26 protein-coding genes are annotated in these 21072 nt (G+C 51.7%); 23 read left to right on the top strand and 3 right to left on the bottom strand.

The features are described 5' to 3' along the window. Nucleotides 1-68: 68 nt before the first annotated feature. The 6 genes from AC2TF6_RS08055 (at nt 69) to AC2TF6_RS08080 (ending at nt 6665) form a co-directional block, all read left to right on the top strand. Nucleotides 69-1148, top strand: a complete 1080-nt coding sequence (locus tag AC2TF6_RS08055) for a DUF418 domain-containing protein (protein ID WP_491310605.1) — start codon at nt 69-71, stop codon at nt 1146-1148. An 81-nt stretch (nt 1149-1229) separates the two neighbouring features. After that, nucleotides 1230-1928: a cysteine hydrolase family protein gene (locus AC2TF6_RS08060; RefSeq protein WP_491310606.1), complete on the top strand. Its 699-nt coding sequence runs from the start codon at nt 1230-1232 to the stop codon at nt 1926-1928. Between the two features lie 175 nt (nt 1929-2103). Further along, nucleotides 2104-2685 (top strand): DJ-1/PfpI family protein, encoded by a 582-nt coding sequence (locus tag AC2TF6_RS08065; RefSeq protein WP_491310607.1) that lies wholly within the window; start codon nt 2104-2106, stop codon nt 2683-2685. 146 nt (nt 2686-2831) lie between these two features. Further along, nucleotides 2832-3551, top strand: a complete 720-nt coding sequence (locus AC2TF6_RS08070; protein WP_491310608.1) for a stalk domain-containing protein — start codon at nt 2832-2834, stop codon at nt 3549-3551. 524 nt (nt 3552-4075) lie between these two features. After that, nucleotides 4076-6283 carry an NPCBM/NEW2 domain-containing protein gene (locus AC2TF6_RS08075; protein WP_491310609.1) on the top strand — a complete coding sequence of 736 codons (2208 nt, stop codon included), beginning with the start codon at nt 4076-4078 and terminating at the stop codon, nt 6281-6283. A 205-nt stretch (nt 6284-6488) separates the two neighbouring features. Next, nucleotides 6489-6665, top strand: a complete 177-nt coding sequence (locus AC2TF6_RS08080) for a YHYH domain-containing protein (protein WP_231392012.1) — start codon at nt 6489-6491, stop codon at nt 6663-6665. Nucleotides 6666-6918: 253 nt separating this feature from the next. Here AC2TF6_RS08080 and AC2TF6_RS08085 read toward each other — a convergent pair whose 3' ends face one another. Both AC2TF6_RS08085 and AC2TF6_RS08090 read right to left on the bottom strand, forming a co-directional pair. Further along, entirely contained in the window at nt 6919-7287 is a 369-nt protein-coding gene (locus AC2TF6_RS08085) for a hypothetical protein (protein WP_491310610.1), read from the bottom strand. Nucleotides 7288-7308: 21 nt separating this feature from the next. Next, a complete protein-coding gene (locus tag AC2TF6_RS08090) occupies nt 7309-7695 on the bottom strand; it encodes a hypothetical protein (protein WP_491310611.1) in 387 nt (128 codons plus the stop codon). Between the two features lie 310 nt (nt 7696-8005). Between AC2TF6_RS08090 and AC2TF6_RS08095 the strand changes: the two genes are divergently transcribed. The 14 genes from AC2TF6_RS08095 (at nt 8006) to AC2TF6_RS08160 (ending at nt 17033) form a co-directional block, all read left to right on the top strand. Then, entirely contained in the window at nt 8006-9034 is a 1029-nt protein-coding gene (locus tag AC2TF6_RS08095; protein WP_491310612.1) for a serine hydrolase domain-containing protein, read from the top strand. An 85-nt stretch (nt 9035-9119) separates the two neighbouring features. Beyond that, nucleotides 9120-9578 carry a transporter gene (locus AC2TF6_RS08100; RefSeq protein WP_491310613.1) on the top strand — a complete coding sequence of 153 codons (459 nt, stop codon included), beginning with the start codon at nt 9120-9122 and terminating at the stop codon, nt 9576-9578. Nucleotides 9579-9754: 176 nt separating this feature from the next. Further along, nucleotides 9755-10756: a phosphotransferase enzyme family protein gene (locus AC2TF6_RS08105; RefSeq protein WP_491310614.1), complete on the top strand. Its 1002-nt coding sequence runs from the start codon at nt 9755-9757 to the stop codon at nt 10754-10756. 67 nt (nt 10757-10823) lie between these two features. Continuing rightward, nucleotides 10824-11333 (top strand): GNAT family N-acetyltransferase, encoded by a 510-nt coding sequence (locus tag AC2TF6_RS08110; protein WP_491310615.1) that lies wholly within the window; start codon nt 10824-10826, stop codon nt 11331-11333. Between the two features lie 11 nt (nt 11334-11344). Next, the gene (locus AC2TF6_RS08115) at nt 11345-11824 is read left to right on the top strand and encodes a GNAT family N-acetyltransferase (RefSeq protein ID WP_491310616.1); all 480 of its coding nucleotides are present in this window, start codon (nt 11345-11347) and stop codon (nt 11822-11824) included. Between the two features lie 37 nt (nt 11825-11861). Further along, complete coding sequence (locus AC2TF6_RS08120; RefSeq protein WP_317952767.1) at nt 11862-12344, top strand: tetratricopeptide repeat protein; 483 nt, start codon at nt 11862-11864, stop codon at nt 12342-12344. A gap of 48 nt (nt 12345-12392) precedes the next feature. Then, the gene (locus AC2TF6_RS08125) at nt 12393-12785 is read left to right on the top strand and encodes a hypothetical protein (protein WP_491310617.1); all 393 of its coding nucleotides are present in this window, start codon (nt 12393-12395) and stop codon (nt 12783-12785) included. Next, on the top strand, nt 12779-13216 hold the full coding sequence (locus AC2TF6_RS08130; RefSeq protein ID WP_491310618.1) for a hypothetical protein: 438 nt from the start codon (nt 12779-12781) through the stop codon (nt 13214-13216). Before AC2TF6_RS08125 ends, AC2TF6_RS08130 begins: the two co-directional genes overlap by 7 nt. A gap of 12 nt (nt 13217-13228) precedes the next feature. Further along, nucleotides 13229-13684 carry a GNAT family N-acetyltransferase gene (locus AC2TF6_RS08135; protein WP_491310619.1) on the top strand — a complete coding sequence of 152 codons (456 nt, stop codon included), beginning with the start codon at nt 13229-13231 and terminating at the stop codon, nt 13682-13684. 4 nt (nt 13685-13688) lie between these two features. Next, nucleotides 13689-14210 carry a DinB family protein gene (locus tag AC2TF6_RS08140; RefSeq protein WP_491310620.1) on the top strand — a complete coding sequence of 174 codons (522 nt, stop codon included), beginning with the start codon at nt 13689-13691 and terminating at the stop codon, nt 14208-14210. Nucleotides 14211-14393: 183 nt separating this feature from the next. Beyond that, complete coding sequence (locus AC2TF6_RS08145) at nt 14394-14792, top strand: hypothetical protein (RefSeq protein WP_491310621.1); 399 nt, start codon at nt 14394-14396, stop codon at nt 14790-14792. A 30-nt stretch (nt 14793-14822) separates the two neighbouring features. Beyond that, the gene (locus tag AC2TF6_RS08150; protein WP_491310622.1) at nt 14823-15401 is read left to right on the top strand and encodes a histidine phosphatase family protein; all 579 of its coding nucleotides are present in this window, start codon (nt 14823-14825) and stop codon (nt 15399-15401) included. 38 nt (nt 15402-15439) lie between these two features. Next, entirely contained in the window at nt 15440-16009 is a 570-nt protein-coding gene (locus tag AC2TF6_RS08155; protein WP_491310623.1) for a GNAT family N-acetyltransferase, read from the top strand. 37 nt (nt 16010-16046) lie between these two features. Continuing rightward, nucleotides 16047-17033: an aldo/keto reductase gene (locus AC2TF6_RS08160; protein WP_491310624.1), complete on the top strand. Its 987-nt coding sequence runs from the start codon at nt 16047-16049 to the stop codon at nt 17031-17033. Between the two features lie 257 nt (nt 17034-17290). On the opposite strand, the gene AC2TF6_RS08165 is transcribed toward AC2TF6_RS08160, so the two are convergent. Further along, nucleotides 17291-18130 (bottom strand): helix-turn-helix domain-containing protein, encoded by an 840-nt coding sequence (locus tag AC2TF6_RS08165; protein WP_491310625.1) that lies wholly within the window; start codon nt 18128-18130, stop codon nt 17291-17293. Nucleotides 18131-18359: 229 nt separating this feature from the next. Between AC2TF6_RS08165 and AC2TF6_RS08170 the strand changes: the two genes are divergently transcribed. From AC2TF6_RS08170 to AC2TF6_RS08180, 3 genes are all read left to right on the top strand, one after another. After that, nucleotides 18360-19991: an alkaline phosphatase gene (locus tag AC2TF6_RS08170; protein ID WP_491310626.1), complete on the top strand. Its 1632-nt coding sequence runs from the start codon at nt 18360-18362 to the stop codon at nt 19989-19991. Nucleotides 19992-20190: 199 nt separating this feature from the next. Next, a complete protein-coding gene (locus tag AC2TF6_RS08175; protein ID WP_491310627.1) occupies nt 20191-20514 on the top strand; it encodes a DUF962 domain-containing protein in 324 nt (107 codons plus the stop codon). A gap of 55 nt (nt 20515-20569) precedes the next feature. After that, nucleotides 20570-21037, top strand: a complete 468-nt coding sequence (locus AC2TF6_RS08180; RefSeq protein ID WP_491310628.1) for a DinB family protein — start codon at nt 20570-20572, stop codon at nt 21035-21037. The last annotated feature ends 35 nt before the right edge of the window (nt 21038-21072 follow it).

Consider the following 21072-nt stretch of genomic DNA (forward strand, 5'->3'; position numbering starts at 1 on the left):
AGACCGGTCTTTTTTCGGTTAATATTTTACTTACCGGTAGGTAAAATATTAAGCTGGAGGAATTTATTATGATGGTCGTTAAAAAAGAAGCGCGAGTTTCCGGGCTGGACTTGGCCCGGGCTTTATCCATCTTCGGGATGATCGTGGTGAACTACAAGATCGCGATGATGGCGGACGGAAGCGGGCCCTCGTGGCTGGCCGGATTCGCCGGCTTGTTCGAGGGGAGAGCCTCCGCGATATTTGTCGTGCTGGCGGGGATCGGCATTTCCCTCATGACCCGCAGAGCCCGGCGGGGTGACGAGTCCGAGCTGGCGAAGCAGAAACTCGTCCTCCGCAAAAGGTCGGCGTACCTGCTTGCGCTCGGACTGTTTCTGCTGGCATTGGGATGGACGGCGGATATTTTGCACTACTATGCCTTGTTTTTGTTTGCGGCTTCATTCCTGATCCGCTCATCTGACCGCTTCCTTGCGGGTGCGGCCGTTACCGCCGTATTGGCGGGTCAAGGCGCACAGCTCGCGCTGGATTATGGGGCGGGCTGGGATGCCTCTTTTCATGCCTACACGGATTTTTGGACGGTCGGCGGCTTTATCCGGAATCTGTTCTTTAACGGGTTCCATCCCGCGCTTCCGTGGTTTGCTTTTTTTGTGACGGGGATGCTGATCGGCCGTCTGGACCTTACCGATCCGTCTGTGCGCATCAAGCGGGTGACCGTCTCTCTGATCGTGTTCGCCGTAAGCGAACTGATCTCACGGCTTGCGATGAAGCTGAGCTCTTCCGCGATTGGAGAAGAGGGAGCACGCTATCTTTTTGAGACAAAGCCTATGCCGCCCAATTTGCTCTATATGGTTTCCGCGACGAGCACGGCCGTGCTGGTTATCTTTGCGTGCATCTACGTGATGGAGAAAGCGCCCGGACAGCGTATGCTCACCGCTCTTGTCCGAACGGGGCAAATGGCGCTGAGCCACTATATTTTGCACGTCATTGCGGGCCTTGGTCTTCTGGAGGCGCTGGGGGTGCTGGAAAACGGCTCCCTGCCTTTCTCCGTCGCGTATTCTATCGGTTATTTTGCCGCTGCGGTCGGGGCGAGTCTTCTTTGGAGACGCAAATTTACCAGAGGGCCGCTGGAAGCCTTGATGAGAAAGCTGTAAGCGTAGAGCGGACCTTTTATTAGACGAAGGGCGGAATCGAATGTATAATTGTGGAAAAAGGGTTCGGGGAGATGAGCAGGAATGAGTACGTATATCCAGCCGAATTTAGCGACATGCGCGTTATTGACGATCGATACGCAGAACGATTTCAGCCTGCCCGGCGCCCCCGCCGAAATTCCGGGTACGAGCGAGGTGCTGCCCGTTATGGGCCGCCTCCTCGAACAATGCCGGGCCTATGGCATCCCGGTTATCCACGTGATCCGGATTTACGAGCGGGACGGCTCCAATGCGGATCTATGCCGCAAAGAAATGATCGAGGGCGGAGCGGCTATCGCAGCGCCCGGGACTTGGGGCGCGGATCTCGCGGATGCGATAAAACCGCCCCATGCGGAGGAGCTGCGGTTCGAGGCACTGCTCGGCGGAGAGATCCAGGCGATCGGTGAGCGGGAGTGGGTCCTATACAAACCCCGCTGGGGAGCTTTTTACAACACGAAATTGGAAGATTTTCTGAAAGAGCGGGGCATCGACACCCTTATTTTTACGGGCTGTAATTTCCCGAACTGTCCCAGGACGAGCATGTACGAGGCAAGCGAGCGCGACTTTAAAGCGATCATGGTGGAAGATGCCGTTTCCGGCGTATACGAGAAGGGGAAGGAAGAAATCGGAAATATCGGAATTTCGATTTATGATTCGGCTTCTTTAATCAGGGACATCGGCCAAACTTTCGCGCATATTGCGGACCGTCCGTCGTCTGATCGGGCATCCTCTTCCGCTTCCTGAAAAGGCTCAGCTTTCGATGAATCCGGGGTGCGTCCTTCCAGGTCCGCCGGGTCAGTTTCTTTGAATACATAACGGTAAAAGGTGGCGAGCTTCAGGGCCATCTGCACGATTTTTGGAAGAAATAATTCTGTTTTATATATATTAATCTGAATTTTTTCCATAAGGAGGTATAGGAATGAAAATCGCATTTATCGTGTTTGACGGAATCACGTTTCTGGACTTTATCGGCTTCTACGATGTCGTCAACCGGCTCCGCCTATTCGATAAGACGAAAGGAACGACCTGGGATATTTGTGCGCTTGCGCCCGAGGTAAAGGACGAGCAAGGCTTGACGATCCGCGCCGGCAAAATAAAACCGGACCTGTCGGACTATGATCTGCTGTTTGTTCCGGGCGGTCTCGGGACGAGAAAGCTCAGGTTCCGAACGGAGTTCGTGGATTGGCTGAGGCAGGGACTGGAAGTCAAGCACGTGGTTTCGGTCTGCACGGGTTCGCTTTTGCTCGGGGCGGCGGGGTTTCTGGAGAACCGGAAAGCAACCACGCATCCGAAAGCTTATGAGCTGCTGGAACCCTACTGCAAGGAAGTGGTGTGGGCCAGAATCGTCAAGGACGGCCATGTCGTCACGGGCGGAGGGGTATCGGCTTCCATTGATTTAGGTCTCTATGTGGTCGAAATGCTCGCCGGGCGGGAAGCTGCGGACCAAGTGAAGGAACAGATCGACTACCCGTACCAGCGAATCGGAATGGTGGAGGTTTAAGAACACGCTGTTTAAAGACCCGTTTTACACATTCGGATTTACAATTTTGTTAAAAATAAACAGTTTATTGTGCTACACTTATTTCTGTACCGTTTTTAAGGAAGGGGTCACTCATTTCAGAAAACCAAGGAGAAGGAGAGAAAATGATGAAAAAGAAGTACATGACCCTACTGGGTGCATGCGGTTTAGCCGTCGTGTTGGGAGCGACCAGTTATGCCTCAGGCGGTGTGGAGAAAATCGAAGCTTATCTGAACCCTGCTATCAAGATTACGCTCAACAATGAAGCCTGGACCCCGAAAAACGGGGAAGGGAGTGAGCTGGCCCCGGTCATTATCGATGGGACTTCCTACGTTCCGGCCAAAGCGGTCGTGGAGGCGATGGGTGGACAAGTCCAGTGGAACAAGGATACGAAAACGATCGCGATCACATCCGTTCCCGGCAAAGACGTCCCTGTTTCCCCTTCGCAATCCGGCGAGTCGGACAGAGACAAGCAGATCGCGCAAAAAATTGCCGAGATCAAAGAGAAACTGAAGCCCGGCTTGTCTCGGGAAGAAGTGGCGGCCCAACTCAAAGAAAAGCTTGAAAATGCCAATGACAACGGAGATATTGAAAATGGCAGCGATTCTTTTTCGAAAGTTGATTATTTCAAAGAGGCGGGATACGAGCGTCCCGAGGGCGAACCGGATCATGTCATTGATTTCGAAGGCTTGAAGAACAAGAAGGTCGGGGCCCGATTATTTATCGGCTGGAAGAGTGATAAACTGTACTTTTACTCCATTTCTTACGTGAACCCGGCCGACAAGCAGGTGCATTTATTTTTGGTGAATTCAGACGGAACGTCGGAAGACAGCCCTGTCACCAACTGAAAAAGGCAGGCTCCGCAGTTGTGGATGACTACCGTTATGCGCGATCACATCTCGTACTTGAAGCCGCAGGCGGTATCAAAAGATAAAAAAGGAAGTTCTTACTCTGTAACATTAAGACGTTATTAGAAAGGATGAGTCATGTAAAAGGGATATCCCCTTATGCGTGGTGCTCATCCTCTTTTGCGAGCTGCAGCTTCGCTGCGCAGCTCGCCGCCGCGTAAGCGTCAAATAGCCCCCACCTATTTGACGCTTACCTCTAAGGAGTTTTGGACAAATAAAGAGAGCCCAACATTTGTATCTCTGAAAGAAACCCACAGCTTATGTTGTGAGTTTTTTTATTTTTAGAAGAAGAATAAAGATGGTATTGAAGAAATAGAGATAAATGGTGATATTTTACAAATGATAAAAAGTGGAATGCAATAATGTCATATTAGTCTGAAATTTATTTAATACATACCAAAATGGATATGCCGGCATTTAAATGCTAGCTATTCATAAATTTAATTTATTTTAGGAGGGATTTGATGAGAAAACTTAAGAAGTCACTTCAGGTTTTATCTCTAATGGCGGTAACAGCAGTTGTAGTTGCTGTCTCGCCATCTGGGGTACTAGCCCAAACTTCAGAGGCAGCCATTACACAGCAAAGTAATCTTGTTGTTCAGCGAAATTTTGAAGTGAAAGCCCTTGGAGATATATGGGCGGAAGGCGAGCGAGAGCGTAGAGCGAAGGGGTATGCAGATGCTCGAAAAATATATCAGCCAACAGGTCTATATGCAAAAGCCAATGAACAAATTGAGATTGAAGTCTCAGGTGACAAACCAATTACAGCGGTTATTGGGGTACATCGTCATGATAAAGAGTGGGCGATTAGCTATCCATTAAAAGCAGGTAAAAACACAATTTCCTCACCAAATGGCGGTTTGTTGTCTTTTGATAACAGCAACAATGAAGGTAGTATTCATGTAAATGTAGTGAGTGGGGGTAGTCCTGTTCCATACTTTGTATTAGGCAAGAATACAAAAGAGGATTGGCAGGCAATGATGAGTGCTTATCCTAATGCACCTTCTGTTGTTCTTCAATCAGAAAAAGCTCTCTTAGTCTTCACATATGCTTCTGCTAAAGACCATATCTTGAATCAAGACCCAGTTCCTGTTTTACAGACTTATGATAAGTTTATTGCAGCACAGGATAAGATTTCTGGACTATCTAATTCTGATCCTGATCCCAGACATCGGTTAGATAAGCATTTGATTGGCGTTATTGAACAACCGACATACACAGGAGGAGCGTATGCGTATGCATGTTGGGATGGGGCGATTATGCCTACAAGTACTGGAGCAAATGCGGATGCTTTAAACCTTACAAGAATGGGTTGGGGGCAGTATCATGAGGCAGGTCATTTGAGACAACAAGGACCTTGGACTTGGGATGAGATGTCTGAGGTGACAGTAAATCTATATTCTCTAGCTGCTAAGAAGGTTCTTAAGCCTACTGAGCCTGCAAGGTCACAAGGCGAGTACTTAGCTGCTTTCTCGTTTGTAGAGCAGCCAACCAAGAATTTTAAAGACTCTAATTCAAAACTAGAAATGTTGTGGCAACTTAATCTTGCTTTTGGGGATAACTTCTACCCAGAGTTACATCGATTATATCGTGAGATGGCAAAAACCGATCTGCCAACTACTGATGATCAGAAAAAACAGGCATTTATTCTAAACACTTCAAAAGTAGCTCACTATAACTTGACGCCTTTCTTTGATAAATGGGGTTTGTCTACAACAGATGAAACACGAAACAAGATTAATTCATTAAGTTTACCTCTTCTAACTGCACCAATTTGGTTTGGGTCAGATTATAACATCATTAAACCGACTGATGGAATGGATAAGGTAAAAGGTATCATTGGGGTAACAACAAATAGCCAAGAGATTTCAAGTGCTAATAATGCCGCAGTAAATGCATTTGATGGAGATACAAGTAGTATCTGGCACAGTGAATGGAATAAGCAAAATCAATTTCCTTACAATATTACAGCAAAATATGCAAATCCGCTAACTTTCAACAAGCTGACATATTTACCACGTCAAAGCGAAGAAAATGGTATTATTACAAAGTATAGAATCCTGACTAGTCTTGATGGGGTAACATTCACTGAGATTGCAGCAGGCACTTGGGCAAAGGACAACACAGAAAAGATAGCAACTTTCACACCTACGCTTGCTAAATATGTTCGACTTGAAGTACCTCAAGGTGGTGGAACAAATGGTTTTGCATCTGCAAGTGAGATTAAAATCTTTGAAACCGATCCAATACCACCTGTTACAACGTATCTCAGCGATATGGATTGGATTTCTGCCACAACAGGCTGGGGAACAATCCAAAAAGATCGTAGTGTTGAGGGAAAAACACTTACGTTAAGTAACAAGACCTATACAAAAGGTTTGGGCACACATGCTAACAGTGAAATTGTCTACAAACTGGATGGGAAGTACACATCCTTTGCCGCGCTAGTTGGGGTAGATAATGAGGTAGGTACTGTAGGTTCTGTGGAGTTCCAAGTTGTTGTAGACAATCAAATTGTATTCTCTAGTGGTAAAATGCATAATAACATAGAGCCAAAAGAGGTAAACGTTAATCTTTCCGGAAAGAACGAGCTAAAACTTAAAGTAACGGATGGTGGAGATGGTATAAATAGTGACCATGCCGATTGGGTAAATGCTCGTCTTATCAAATAGTATTGTAAGGTTAAAGCACGTTAAAAAGAGAGGGGGCATTCCCGTTACGTCATCGCATTCGGCTCGGGCAAGAAAAATTGACCGCCGGGGCGGTAAAATTTCTAAAGAATTGATAAATTGTGGGGCCAAATCGTATCCTGATTTTTGAAACTGGTTTAGAATGGGATAGAATTCCATTAAGCCCTGCAAATAGGGTGTACTTAAGGTGAGAACATTGAAAAAAACCGTTATTTTTATCGTCGCTATTGTGGTCGTTATGGCTACATCCGCTTCGGCTTACGCGCATCCCGGAAGATTAGATAAAAACGGGGGCCACAACTGCTCCGCGAAATCTAAACAAAAAGGGTTATGCAGCGGGTATCATTACCACAAAAAGAAATAGCAGGCCCATTTACGTAGAAACTTAACCGGTTTCCATGAAGGCCAATCCCCCATTAAGTAAGCAATTAAAAGAAACCAAACGAGCTGGCGCCGTATCGGGACCGGCTTGTTTTGGTTTCCGTTGCAGGGATGGAAAAGAAGCTTCGCTCAATTGTCTCTTTGCGCTTTTTGTACAGGTGGGTATAAAAATAGACTGCCGAGACTTTCACGGCATTCTGAGCGCTCTTCCTAATGGAAGAGCGCCCGCGTGTGTATTACTCGTAGTTTTGAATGGTGCCGGATACCGGAAAATACTTTCCGCTTGTAATGTGTAACTTGAACTGGCAGTTGGACGGCATGGCCACAAGTTCATTAACTGAACCTCCGTCAGCCGGGATATAGAGAGCAGGGCCATATGTAGTCCCCGTTCCTGAACAAGTTTTTTCATAGAAGCCATAGCCGCCGCCGGATGAATTAAATTTTATTCTGCCAAATTGACCTTGACCGTTAATATACGAGGATTTGGCGTCATTTCCTCCGCTCGTGGCGTAAGCGGTACTTTCTTGGTTGGCTGCATATGCAGTGGTTGCAGTCATAATTAAGATCAATGCAGTAAGTCCGTAGATACGAAATACTTTTCTCATAAAAAAACCTCCTATAGGATATTAATAATTCCGGATAAAACCTTGGCCGGTATTATTGCCGGCGTCTAATGTTAATTTATATTCACAAGTGGAATTCATATAGATGGAAGCTTCGCCATCTGAATTTGGAAGTGTGACACCGTGATAAAGAGTTTTCTTTTCAAACCAGTCTGGTTTTCCGCATCTCTCCCAAACGGTGCCATGTACCCCGGTGTTGCCTTCCCACAGTAATACACCTACTTTGCCGTAAGCATCTCGTCCAGAAATAATTTTGCTTACCGCATACTGGTTAGGCTGATAGTTCCTAAATGTGTCAGAATCTTTTGCAGGCAAAGCGAATGCGAATGAAGCAGCACTGGTGGTAGTGAGGCAGAGAGCGAAGAACGAAGAGAGCAGTTTCTTTTTCATGGTAAAACCTCCTAATAGGAATTTAGATTACGAGTTTAGTATAAGGAGAATAAATTACCAAAACAATACAAAATAGTAAATTTAAACAAAACATAAACGGGTTTTAAACTTCAAGTCAAACTAAAAAGACTCTCAACGTGGAGAGGCTTTTTTAACACTTTGTATGATGAATTTACGACGGTGAGACAGCACCTTATATAAGAATTTACTGTTAAATAACCACAATGTTCCTAGTTGCTGCAATCGTTTTGTTATATGATCAGAGCATCAATCAAGTAAGAGGCTGAAAAGTCTGGGAAGGAGATGAACCGTGGATAACGAACAGAGTCTTGAACTTCATTGTAGCGATGCATTTTCTCCGCTGAATCAATATGTGCTCGGCGTGCAGGAAAAGATTGCGGCAACGGCCGCCGCCGTCTATGTACTGCATCGCGGAACCGTCGTTAACGAATGGTACTCGGGCACACACGGCTTCTCTCCAGGCAGTCGTCCGGTCGGGGCGGATTCCCGATTTAACGTCGCTTCAGTAAGAAAAACCTATCTGGGCTTCGCCGTCTCTCTGGCCATATACGAGGGACGGATCGGCAGCCTGGATGATCTTGTTTCGGACTATACGGCCGATCCGGACGGCGCCTTGCTGGCGGGCACGACGATCCGGCATCTGCTCACCCATACGCACGGTCTTGCGAGTCCGCAAAAGCGGATATTTCCTCCCGGAGCGGACTGGGCTTACAACAATGTGGGCGTCAATCTGCTGATCCGCATGATCGGAGAAGTGTTCGGAAAGCCTCTTGCACAGCTATTGAACGAAAAGGTATTCCGTCCTGGCGGATTCACGGAAACGGGCTGGCGCAAACACAAAACGGACGGGCTCGTTTGGCTGAATGAAGCTTATTCAAGCGAAGAAGGCACAGACATAAACTTGTTCGTCAGCGCCAGAGAGCTCGCCTTATGGGGACAGTTGCATCTGTCCCGGGGGTGGTGGAACGGGATGCAACTGATCCCTCGTCCGGTATGGGAGCAGACCGCCGAAATCATCAGTCCGGAAGGGCTCGGGGATTCTCTGCCGCGAAACGGATTTTTCTGGTTCGTGCAGGACCGGCCGCGACCCTTGACGGAATTGGGGCACGAGCTTCCTGCCGGTTCTTATCAATCTCTCGGAAGTACGGGCTGCGCCTGTCTCGTTATTCCCGAGAAGGAAGCCGTCGCGGTCAGGATGTATAACCAGACAGGACCGAATCCCGGCGGCTATAGCTATCTGGATGACATACGGACGTTCGGAAACACGGTATACGCCTGCCTGAATGTTATGGACCTGCAGGCAGATCGGTCTCCGTAAATTTTAATCCGCTTCCGCCCAGTCCCCGGCATTCGTCCCGGCATACAGTATAGGAGCCTACTTAAGGAAGAGGAGTGAATGCAGCATGGGATTTTTCTTCCCTCAAGGATCGTTTATACAGCCGCAAGGAAGTCAGGGGACTCAAGGCGGCGTGAGATCGTTCGGCACGATGGGGCCGTTCTTTCCGTCACCGGGAGGCGGACCGGGCCAAGGGCCGTTCTTCCCGTTTCCGGGACAACAGGGACCGGGCATGCCTCCGCCTCCGGGGCCTCCGGGATTCCCGGGAGGCAGCCCCGGCCAGCAGGCGCCGACGGCGCCCCCACCGCAGTTCGAGCCGCAGGTGTCTCCCTTTGCGGTTGACCCGGGCGGCATCGTCGGCTGTCTGTTCCGCAATACGTTCATCTGGTTGAACGACGGCACGCGGTTCTGGTATTTCCCGACTTTTGTCGGCCGCACTTCGGTGTCCGGCTTCCGGTGGACGGGGTTCAGTTGGATCTTTTTCGGAATCGATCTGCGGCGGATCAGCTCGTTCACTTGTTTCTAAAACTAAGCGGGTCGCTCAGACGGTAGGTACCATTAGGAAGGATATGCGAACTTTTACCGGTTCGGATATCCTCTTTTTTATGACCCGGAAAGAGGAAGGCGAATGTACACATCGAAGGTATATAAGGTATATATGGGAGGGACATACAGAAGAACCGACGGAAAGGGAGAACATTCATGAATGAAAAGGTCCCGCTGTCCGCTATTCTGGCCGCTTACCCGGTCCGTGAACCGTCCGTACGGTTTATCCGGCACAACGAAAACATGACCTACCGGGTAACGGACGGCACCACGGGGCAATCGTACCTGCTCCGGATACATAAACCGGTTACGGACAAGCTGCACGGACTGCAGCATTCCCGGGAAGGGCTGCATGCGGAAATGCAGTGGCTGGCGGATCTTGGCGCCGCTACGGGAATGCGAGTGCAGAAACCGGTCGCAAGCCACGCGGGCGAGTGGGTAACGTCTGTGAACCTTGATGCGGAATCCGGAACCCAATCCGGCATCTTTTGTACCCTCCTCGAATGGATCGAAGGCCGGGATGTCGGGCATGGAGAGTCATTTTCGCGGGAGATGGTTAGCAGTCTCGGCCGGCAGCTTGGTACGATGCACCGATTTTCGCAAACATACGCCGGGGCTGCCGAATTGAGGAGACCCCGCTACGCGGGTGTGGAACAGAATGAGGAGATGCTTGCACGAATCCGGTCGGGGCTGTCCATGGACCTTTTCAGGGAAGAGGACCTAGAAATCGTCGGACGGACGTTTACGCGCATAGCGGACAAGCTTGAACGGCACAGCCGGTCCGGGAGTTCTTGGGGACTGATTCACGCCGATATCAATAAAGGCAATCTGATCGTGACGGAGCAGGGTTTTTCACTTATTGATTTCTGTCTGTTCGGGCACGGGTATTACGGATATGATCTGGCGGGCTGCGTGCTCACCATGAAAACGGAGTTGAGGGATTCCGTGCTGGAGGGGTACTCGCTTGTCCGGCCCGGCGCCGTTACGGAGCGGCTCGATCTGTTGGAGGGGTTTATGCTTCTGTCGATTTTCGGTTTTTATTCGTTTCACTTACATAATCCCGACAAGCATCCGTGGATGAAAGAGAGGATGCCTGCTTTTTGCAAAAATTACTGCGTTCCTTTTCTTGAGGACCGTAGCCTTTTTTATACTTTGTAGAAGGAACGGAAATACGCATGCATCACGCCAAAATATACGGCCGAAGGCCGCAAGGAGGTTCACGACTATGACACATGGAGTGACGATTCATGAGCTCGAATCGATGGATGCGGGCGTTCTGAACGATTTGACCGAGCTGCTGATGCGGGTAGTGGAGGATGGAGCTTCGATCGGATTTTTGCCGCCGTTGAGCTGGGATGACGCGAACACTTACTGGAAAAAAGTGATAGAACCCGGCGTATTGGCCTGGAACGCCGTATGCGACGGCAAAATTGTCGGGACTGTCCAGCTTCACTTGGCGATGAAAAGAAATGCCGCGCACCGGGCGGAAGTCGTCAAGCTGATGGTTCATCCCGAATACCGCAGAAAGGGCGTCGCTCATATGCTGATGCAGGCTTTGGAGAAAACGGCGGCGGAGGAGGGAAGGTCGCTTCTGGTGCTGGATACCCGTGAAGGAGACGCGTCCAACAAACTGTACAAGTCATTCGGGTATGTGGAGGCGGGCCGCATCCCGCATTTCGCCAAATCGTCCGACGGGAGCCTGCACACGACGATCTTTTATTACAAGCTGATCTAGGAGACACCTACATGACCGAACATGATGCTTTTGTAACCGACAGTGGGGACGTTGTCTACAGACAAGCGGTTGTCTCCGATGCTCCCGGAATGGCCCGGCTGTCCGCTCAGCTTGGCTATCCCGCCGGCGAAAACCGGCTTGCGGAGAGGCTCGGACACATCCTGGCTCTGCCCGATCACGTCATCCTCACGGCGGAATACGGTGGAGAGGTCATCGGCTGGATTCACGCCCATGCCCGCTGTTTGCTGGAATCCGAGCCCTTCGCCGAAATCGCGGGATTAATCGTGGACCGGAAATTCAGGGGGCAGGGAATCGGGCGGGCACTCGTAAAACGATGCGGGGAATGGACAAGCTCCGCCGCACTCGGCCGGCTGCGTGTAAGGATGAACGTAAACCGGCAGGATACGGTTTCGTTTTACGAGCAGATGGGATTCGAGCCGGTCAAAACCCAACGCGTTTTCGATAAAAGCATCCGGCCCCGGCTTAAATAGCCGGCTTGTTCAAACCACAACCGGGAGGAAGAGGACCATGACTAAGCTGGAAGAAGCCATCCGGCTGAGAGAAGCGGGGCGGCATGCGGAAGCACAGACTTTGCTGCTGGATCTTGTCCGGGAAGAGCCGCTCGTTCCATCCAATTGGTACCAGTGCGCCTGGATTCATGACGCCATGGGACTGGAAAAGGAAGCCGCGCCTTTTTATGCGAAGGCGCTGGAGCTTGGCCTCGCGGACGAGGAGAGACGGGGCGCCTGGCTCGGTCTCGGCAGCACTTACCGGACGCTGGGCGAGTACGAATCGGCCCGGACATGCTTTCGTCAGGCAATCCGGGAATACCCGGAAGCCCGGGAATTTCAGGTTTTTTACGCGATGACGCTGTATAACCTGGGGGAACACGCGCAGGCCATGGAGCTTATGCTCCGGCAGTTGGGCGAAACGAGCGGGGACGAAGGAATCGCTTCATATAAAAAAGCCATTCTTTTCTATGCCGACAAATTAGATCGGGTTTGGAAGTGAAACGCAGATTGAAATGGAAGAAGCATACAACGGAAAGGAGTTGGCAGCTTGACGAACAACGTGATCAATACCGTGCTTGTTGTCGTGCTGGCCGTCATCTCTTTTTTTACCGGGGAAGTCGTCACGTTCGTTATGCTCGGGTTTATTCTGATGAGTCTGATCACGATTACGGCCTATCTGCGCAAAATATACGAGACGCTGAACCGCATGGCTTCGGAGAAGGATCGGCCATCCGGTCCACCGGGCAATAGAAGGGAGAGCTGCTCCACCGGGCCGTTTTGCGGAATTACAGGCGGGAGCGAAACAAATGCCGGAGATTTGCGTACGATCCTAGTACAGGTGCACGGCAGAAAGCTAACAACCCCTGCATCTCTGCGCGGACCTCAGCCGTATGCGTCCGGACTTGATGTTGTGAAAAGGAGCGAAGGGGCCGGATGTTGACAGCTTTGACAATCGTTTTTGTACTCGTGCTTGTTACCGGACTGGTTCTCGCTATGGTGTTCCGTAAGAAACAAGCTGTGTTTGTAGGCATTATTATAGGAATCTTCCTCATAAACACGCCTGTTTTTTTCGGTATGGTAGCCCTAATGGATCAAGTTCTCAGACAGGAAATAAAAACAGTTATTACGGCACGCGGGGGAGAAGTTCAGGAAATCCGGGAAATTAGCGTGGACGATTCCGACAAAACTCCGTTCGCCGCTGAGGCGGGTAAATACAATAAACTTTACCGGGTCACTTACTTAAAAAATGATTTAACTTGGACTGCTTGGTACCGGGGAGTCAACACTATGAATGACATCCATAACCAGTCTCCCGCAGGGAACGGGATGGGATTCGGAGAGAAATGGATTTTTGAAGACGGCGGATTGTAGAGGGAGGGCAGCATGGCATACATCATCAGGGAAGCGGAAGAGCGGGACTGCCTTGCGTTGAGCGGGCTTATGTCGCAGCTGAGCGGCCGGGAAGTCACCGGAGCGGATATGGCAAACCGTCTGGAGTTTGTGGCGATCAGTCCCTTCGATTCTTTGTACGTATATGAGCAAAACAGCCGGGTACGGGCAGCGCTTGGATTCAGAATCCGCGAGAATCTGGAAGAGGTGTCCCGCTACGGGGAAATTTCGGTGATTGTCGTCGACGAAGAGGAAAGAGGCAGAGGAATCGGCCGGATTCTCATGAATTATGCCGAACAGTTGGCAATTCGCCATGAGTGCAAGGGGAGCTGGCTTGTTTCGGGCGTTAAACGGGATAAAGCCCATTCCTTTTACAAGGAATCGGGTTATGAAGTGAACGGCTACCGATTTGTCAAACATTTGACCGGGCCGAAGTTCAAAAAGGAGTGAGTCCATGCTTACAAAACCGCCGCTTGGGGAATATCCGGCGCACTACGAAACTTACGTTAAGCTGGTTCAGGAGGGCAATCTTGCCGAAATTCTAGTCGAACAGCTTCAAACCACGACCGAATTGATGCAGTCCCTTACGGAAGAAACAGGGGACCGCAAGTACGCTCCGGGCAAGTGGAGCATCAAGGAAGTATTGGGCCACGTGGCCGATACGGAACGGATCATGGCCTACCGCATGCTCTGCATCGCGAGAGGGGACCGGACGCCGCTTCCGGGTTATGACGAGAATGAGTATATGGCCGGGGCGTCTTTTGCGGCAAGCGGCCTGTCCGACATTCTCAAGGATTACTCCGCCGTCCGCTGCTCCACGCTGACTTTACTGCGCGGCATTACGGAGGAAGCCTGGCTCCGGACGGGAACGGCCAATAACGGCCTCATATCCGCCAGAGCGCTCGCTGCGATCATAGCCGGACACGAGCGGCATCACATCCAACTTATTCAAGAGAGATACCTGAGTACCGTATAAGCTTATCCACGGCAAGTTTACTGCATCACACGACTGAAGAGGCTTCCGGGCAAAGACCAGACGACTAAACCTAAGACAAGGCAGGTTTTTTCGTCTTTTTTATTCCAAGCAAGCCGCATGGAAGGTAAAGGCCGGGAGCGCGGGATGAGCCGCTTATTACGACGAACAGAAGGAGGCAGCGGAATGTACAGTATCAAATCGCCGGGAGGTTCCCTTTTTCCTTATTACTATAAAGGGGGCGAGATTCACTGCTTAAAGTACGGGAGCTTCTTCCAAGATGAAGCGGGACTGTTAAGGCTGATGCTGGAGGAAGAACATTTTATCGGGCAGAGAAGCCAGGAATTGAGAATTTGGGTCGATTTCTACGAAACGCGGCTGAGCGATGACGTTATCGCGGCTTTTGTCGACCATATCGGCCGTCTTAACGCGCATATTTACAAGCTGACCCTCGTGGGCTGTTCTTTCGGAAGCAAGCTCAAATTAAAGAAAAGGCTGAACAGGCTCGATCCGCCTTTAAAACGCCCTGTCTCGTTTTTCAGCGATCCCGAAGTTGCGAAGACATGGCTGGTCCGGGAAGGATAGTTTTTTAAACCATGAAGGGAAGCGGTACACATGACGACAATCGGATTTATAAGGCACGGGAGCACACATTGGAACAAAGAAGGAAGAGCGCAGGGAAGCTCGGATATTCCGCTCGATGAAGACGGGCTGGCCGATGCGGAAAAGCTGGCGGAACGGATCGGGTCGGAGAAGTGGGACTATGTGTATTCGAGCCATTTGCTCCGCGCAAAACAGACGGCGGACAGAATCGGCGGCCGGGCCGGGATTCCGGTGTGGAGCGACGAAAGAATCCGGGAAGCGGGCGGGGGAGAAATCGAGGGGACAACCGAACAGGAACGTATCGCGAAGTGGGGTGCGGGCTGGAGAGAACTTGATTTGGGCATAGAAAAGCCGGAAAGCGTCATAACCCGGGGCCGCTCTTTTCTGGACGAAGTTTTGATCAGGCACAAAGGGAAAAGGATACTGATCGTCAGCCACGGTTCCTTTATCCGGACGATGCTGAAACATTTGCTGCCCGATTCCGAGTCCGAGTACGACGGACATTTAACGAACACATCGGTCACGACTTTAGTTCTGGATGACCGGGACTGGACTTGCGGATTATACAACTGTACGAAGCATCTGGAATAAAAGAGGACAGCAGCAATGGATACAGAAAGGGTGGGGGCATGAATATTTTAGTCAAGCCGCTCGACAGCGAGGAGCTTAAGGTGGTCTGGATGCAGGCTTTCCGCAAGCACGGGCTGCACCGGGAGGCCGCCTACTACGATCAGTGCCTTCATGAAAATGTGCTGGGTACCCGTGTCACCCTGCTCGCTTTCGTGGAAGAGACGCTGGTCGGCTGCGGCCATTTGAAGGTGGAATCGGAGTATGCGTATTTCCGGGACCGGCGGATTCCCGAAATCAATGATTTGAATGTTTTTCCCGACTACCGCCGGAGCGGAATCGGAACCAAACTGCTGGAGCAGTTCGAGGCGCTGGCAAGCGAAGATTTTCACCGGATCGGGCTGGGAGTCGGACTTTACAAAGACTACGGGGCGGCGCAGAGAATTTACTGCAGGAGAGGGTACGTCCCGGACGGCAACGGCCTCATGTCGGGCAACCGGGAGGCGGCCGCCGGAGAGATGGTCCGCGTGGACGATGACCTCCTCCTGTATCTGGTCAAGGACCTGCGGCTGGATTCGTTCTATAATCTGCACGCCGGCAAGGCGGAAATCCAGCCCTTTTTGAATCACTGACATGATTTCAGGAAAAACGGGAGAGGCGGAATTTAGGATGGATCAGAGAAAGCTTGGAAGCGGCGGACTGACAGTGTCCGCAATCGGTTTGGGATGTATGGGCATGTCGGATTTTTACAGCGGACGGGACGAAGCCGAATCCGTTCGCACGATTCACCGCGCGCTCGAACTTGGCGTGACGTTTCTGGATACGGCCGACATGTACGGGGTAGGCCGAAACGAGGAGCTGCTCGGACAAGCTCTGAAGGGCCGCCGCAGTGAGGCGGTCATCGCCACCAAATTCGGCAATATGCGCAGTCCGGACGGGGCTTTCCTCGGCGTTAGCGGCCGCCCGGAATATGTCCGGGAAGCCTGCGACGCGAGCCTGCGCCGGCTCGGCACCGACTACATCGACCTCTACTATCAGCACCGAGTAGACCCCGGTACCCCGATAGAAGAGACGGTCGGCGCCATGGCCGAGCTGGTCCGTGCCGGCAAGGTCCGCTACATCGGCCTGTCCGAGGCCGCTCCCGCAACGATCCGCCGCGCTCACGCGGTTCATCCCGTCACGGCTCTGCAGACGGAATACTCGCTGTGGAGCCGGGACGTGGAGGACGAGATCCTGCCGGTCGTCCGCGAGCTCGGCATCGGATTCGTCCCGTACAGTCCTCTCGGAAGAGGGTTTCTCACGGGACAAATCCGGACGTTTGAAGATTTGGCGGAGGACGATTACCGCCGCTACTCGCCCCGCTTCCAGGGCGAGAACTTCCGGAGAAATCTCGATCTCGTGAAGCGGATCGAGGAAATCGCCCGCGAGAAGGGCTGCCGTCCTTCCCAGTTGACGCTGGCCTGGCTGCTGGCGCAGGGCGAAGACATTGTCCCGATCCCCGGCACGAAGCGAGCCGTGTATCTGGAGGAGAACGTTCAGGCCCTCGCCGTCGGCCTGAACGCGGAAGAAGCCGCCCGCATCGACGAGGCGGCGCCTAAGGGAGCGGCTTCCGGCGCCAGGTACCCGGAAGCGAGCATGAAGAGCGTCAATCTCTAGGTGATTGACGCGAAGCCTTGGCGCTGCGGACCGCCGCCCCCGCCGCCAGCGGCCCGCCCCGGCGCCAAACGGCGCCGCCTTCCAATCCGCCGGAGTCCGGCGGATTATTTTGCCGTCCGCCCGGGCGCTCCGTCCTAGCCGCTTTGCGGCCCGTCCGCTCGTTCGTCCGCCAGCGGCCCGCCCCGTGACGTCCCCAATCCGCCGCAATCCCGGCGGATTATTTGCGTCCGCACCGCACCCGGCGGCCGCCTCGCCGCTCACGGCTGCCTGCGGCGGTAACGGACGGGCGAGCAGCCCGTCATCTGCTTAAAGGTGCGGCCGAAATGAGTCAGGCTGTCAAAGCCGACGCGCTCGCAGATTTCGAGCACTTTCCAGCTTGTTTCCCTGAGCAGGGCGCACGCTTTTTTGATCCGGACGGTGTTGATGTATTCGATTGCGGTATAGCCGGTCACTTCTTTAAAGGTGCGGCTGAGATGGGAAGGGCTGATTTCGAACGTTTGGGACAGATCTTCCAACGTAAGCCGCTCGTAAAAGCGGCTGTTTATGTACTCCACGAGGGCGTAAATTTTTTTGTGGGTGGGCGATGCGCCGCTCCCTGCCTGCTCCCGGTCCGCTTCGCGCACCTTGCGGTTCATAAACAGCAGCAGCTCCATCAGCAGCACTTTCTGATACTGCTCGAACCCGATCTGCTTGCGAACGCCTTCGTGGAGCATTTTATGAAAAAGCTCCTCCGTAAAGGTCTGCTCATATCCGGAAAGGTTAACGGCATGGAAGTCCGCGGAGAAAAAGGACAGAAGTTCCCCGCCGTCTTTCAGACGGAAAAAATCGTGCAGAAACTCCTCTTTGAACAGCAGCGTAACGCGCTCGAAGACGGCCTCGCCCGCGTTGACTAACTGATGCGGCATATTGGCGTTAATGAACAGAAGTACGCCGCCTACGACCTGATACGTTTTGTCCCCGATAAAATAATACAATTGACCGGATACGAGATACATAATTTCGAAAGCATCGTGGGTGTGACGCGACGGCATACTCGTGTAAGCGAGCTCCTTGCGGCTGATATGCAGAGAACCACAGTCATAACAGACGTTTTTCAAATGAACTCCTCCTCGCTCCGTGGGTGTCCTATTCAGTTTAGCGTGTCCTCCGGCTTCTTTTTAACCCTTTCGGCCCAAATCACATAAAAAAACAAAAAATTGAACAAAAAAAGAACAGCAAAATAAGGTGGTTTTTTTAACCTATTGGAAGATATGTGCAGAAAACAGAACGATATTCCTTTATAATGAGGAAGTGAATATTTCTACATAACGGTTTAGGAGGCAAATAATGGTTAAAAAGATGTTCGGTATGCTGTTGACTTCGGCTTTGGTGTGCGGCAGTCTGGGGACCAGTACGGGACATGCGCAGTCAGGCCGTGTTTTGCCGGCGGAGAAGAAAGAAGTCAAAAACGTGATTTTGTTTATTACGGACGGTATGAGCTTGTCGGACGTGAATTTGACGAGATGGGTCCAGGGCGGCAAGCCTTTGGAAATGGACGCTTATTTCAAAGGGCTCGTCCGGACGTACGCGTCGGATTCGCTGACGACGGACTCGGCTGCGGGCGCGTCGGCTTACGCCACCGGTCATAAAGTGAAGAGCGAGACGGTATCGATCTCGCCGGATAAGGTCACGATGCCGTTCATCGACAAGCCCCGCGAACAGGAAGCGGCCAAGCCTCTGCCGACTCTCCTGGAAGCAGCCCGCCTGAAGGGCAAGGGCACGGGACTTGTGTTCACGTGCGAGCTTACGGACGCTACGCCGGCGGCCTTTGCCAGCCATGCGGAAAGCCGAGACAACGCTCATTCCATCGCGGAGCAGATGGTATACAGCGGCGTGGATCTCGTGTTGGGAGGCGGATCGGGTTATCTCGTGCCGGGCGATAAAGAAATCAACCGCAAGGACGGGGAAGATCTCACCAAAGTACTGAAAGCAAACGGCTACGAATATGCGACGAACCGAATTGATCTGCTCAGTTCGCAGACGAACAAGATCTGGGGCCTTTTTAACGAGGGGGCGCTTGACGCCGATCTTGACCTGGACCCGCAGAAGCAGCCTACCTTGGCGGAAATGACGACGATAGCGGCCAACAAGCTTTCTTCGAACGAAAACGGCTTTTTCCTAATGGTAGAAGCGAGCCAGATCGACTGGTTCGGACACGACAACGACCCGGTCGGCATCGTTACCGAGACGCAGGCTTTTGACCGTGCCCTGAAAGCGGCGATTGATTTTGCCAAAAAAGACGGAAACACCGCCGTTATTTCGGTATCCGATCATGCCACGGGCGGAGTCAATATGACCAACTATGACACGATGAAGGATCTTCAGCCTATCTTTACGAAAGCCAAACATACGAGTTACGGGCTGGAAGGCAGAATTAACGAGTCCAACTACAAGAAGGTGCTCGAGGAGGAATACGGGCTTTCCGATCTGACGAAGGAAGAAGAGGAAGCCGTCAAGAAAGGGCTGAAAGACAATCTCTCTCCGGTTATCGGCGGCATACTGGGCCAGCGGGCGGGCGTTTCGTTCTCCACGGGAGATCATACCTCGGAAGAGGTCGGACTGTTCGCCTATCACCCGAACGATTTTTTCCCTACGGATTATGCCGGAAGCGGCGTGGTCGAGAACACGGATGTCGGAAAATACCTTCAACTGATCCTGGGACTGGACCTGCCCGCGCTGGAAAACAAGCTGTTCCTTCCGGCAAGTGACCTGGAGGCCAAGGGAGCCAAAGTGACCGTAGACAAATCGGATAAGGAAAACCCGGTCGTCGTGGTGACGAAAGGAACGAAGACGATTAAGCTCCCGGTGGACAAAAACATGGCCTTGACCGGAGGCAAGACGATAAAGCTGAGTACGCCGACCCTGCTGATCAAAAATAAAGTGTGGGTGTCGCGCGACGCGGCGGCTTTGATTGAATAACCTGCTTTGATCGAATTCTTTTCCGGCCAATCTTTTATGGAAATCCGCACCCGCTGCGGATTTTTCTTTTGCCGTTATTCGCGGGGGCGGACAGGCGGGGAAGGAAAATATACCCTGACGGGACCGTTAAATGTTAAAGTAGAAAGACAGGGCGCAGAAGCAGCGGAGATCGTCAGGGAACGGGAGGGACAGACGCGGGATGAACTTGGGGCGCATCAGACGGGATATGCAAAGATATTTGGAAGAACACCGGAATCCGGTAAACCGGACGCTGCATTATTTCGCGTTCCTGGCCGCATTTCTGGCCTGGATCTTTCTGTGGATCGACATCCGGCTTACCTTGGCGCTTGCCGTCTTTCATTATGCGTTAGCCTGGACCGGACACTTTTATTTCGAAGGCAACAAGCCGGCGTCTTTCCGCTATCCGCTGGTCGGTTTTTACGCGGGGTTTCTCTGGTTTTTTCTGAGAACGGCGGAAATGGTGACCCGGACCGATCTTGTCGACGCGTGGGTGAGCAAGTAAAAGGAACCTTCTGACAAGCTGAAGGAACAGATACGAGTTATAGGGGCGATAGACCTTGATTTTATTATTCCGATACAATTGGCAGGTCCGGGAGGAATGGTTCGATCTTCTTGAAACGTTACCGGACGGCAAGCTGGTTTTGACACCCCCGGCGGGATACGGCTCGATTATAGAGACACTTTTTCACATCCTGGACGTCGAATACAGCTGGATAATGGCTTTGAAGGGACGACCGGATGTTCCGGTGTCCTGTGAATCCTATACCAGCATCCCGAAGTTAAGGGATTTGTCCGGGACATGGAGGCCGGAAATCCGAGAATTTCTGGACGCATGGACAGGGGACCAGGAAGAGATGCCGGTCACACCCTCCTGGATGAACCGCACGTTTAAGAAAGGCGAGGTGCTCCGGCATCTTGACGCACATGAAATTCATCATATGGGCCAAATGAGCGTTTGGGCAAGAGAAATGGGTCTGAAGCCCGTCTCGGCTAATTTTATAGGCCGGGGACTTTATCTGGGCTGAGGGCTTGCGTCAAATATGCGGACGGTCAGCGGCAT

The sequence above is a fragment of the Paenibacillus sp. JNUCC 35 genome, assembly GCF_058269095.1.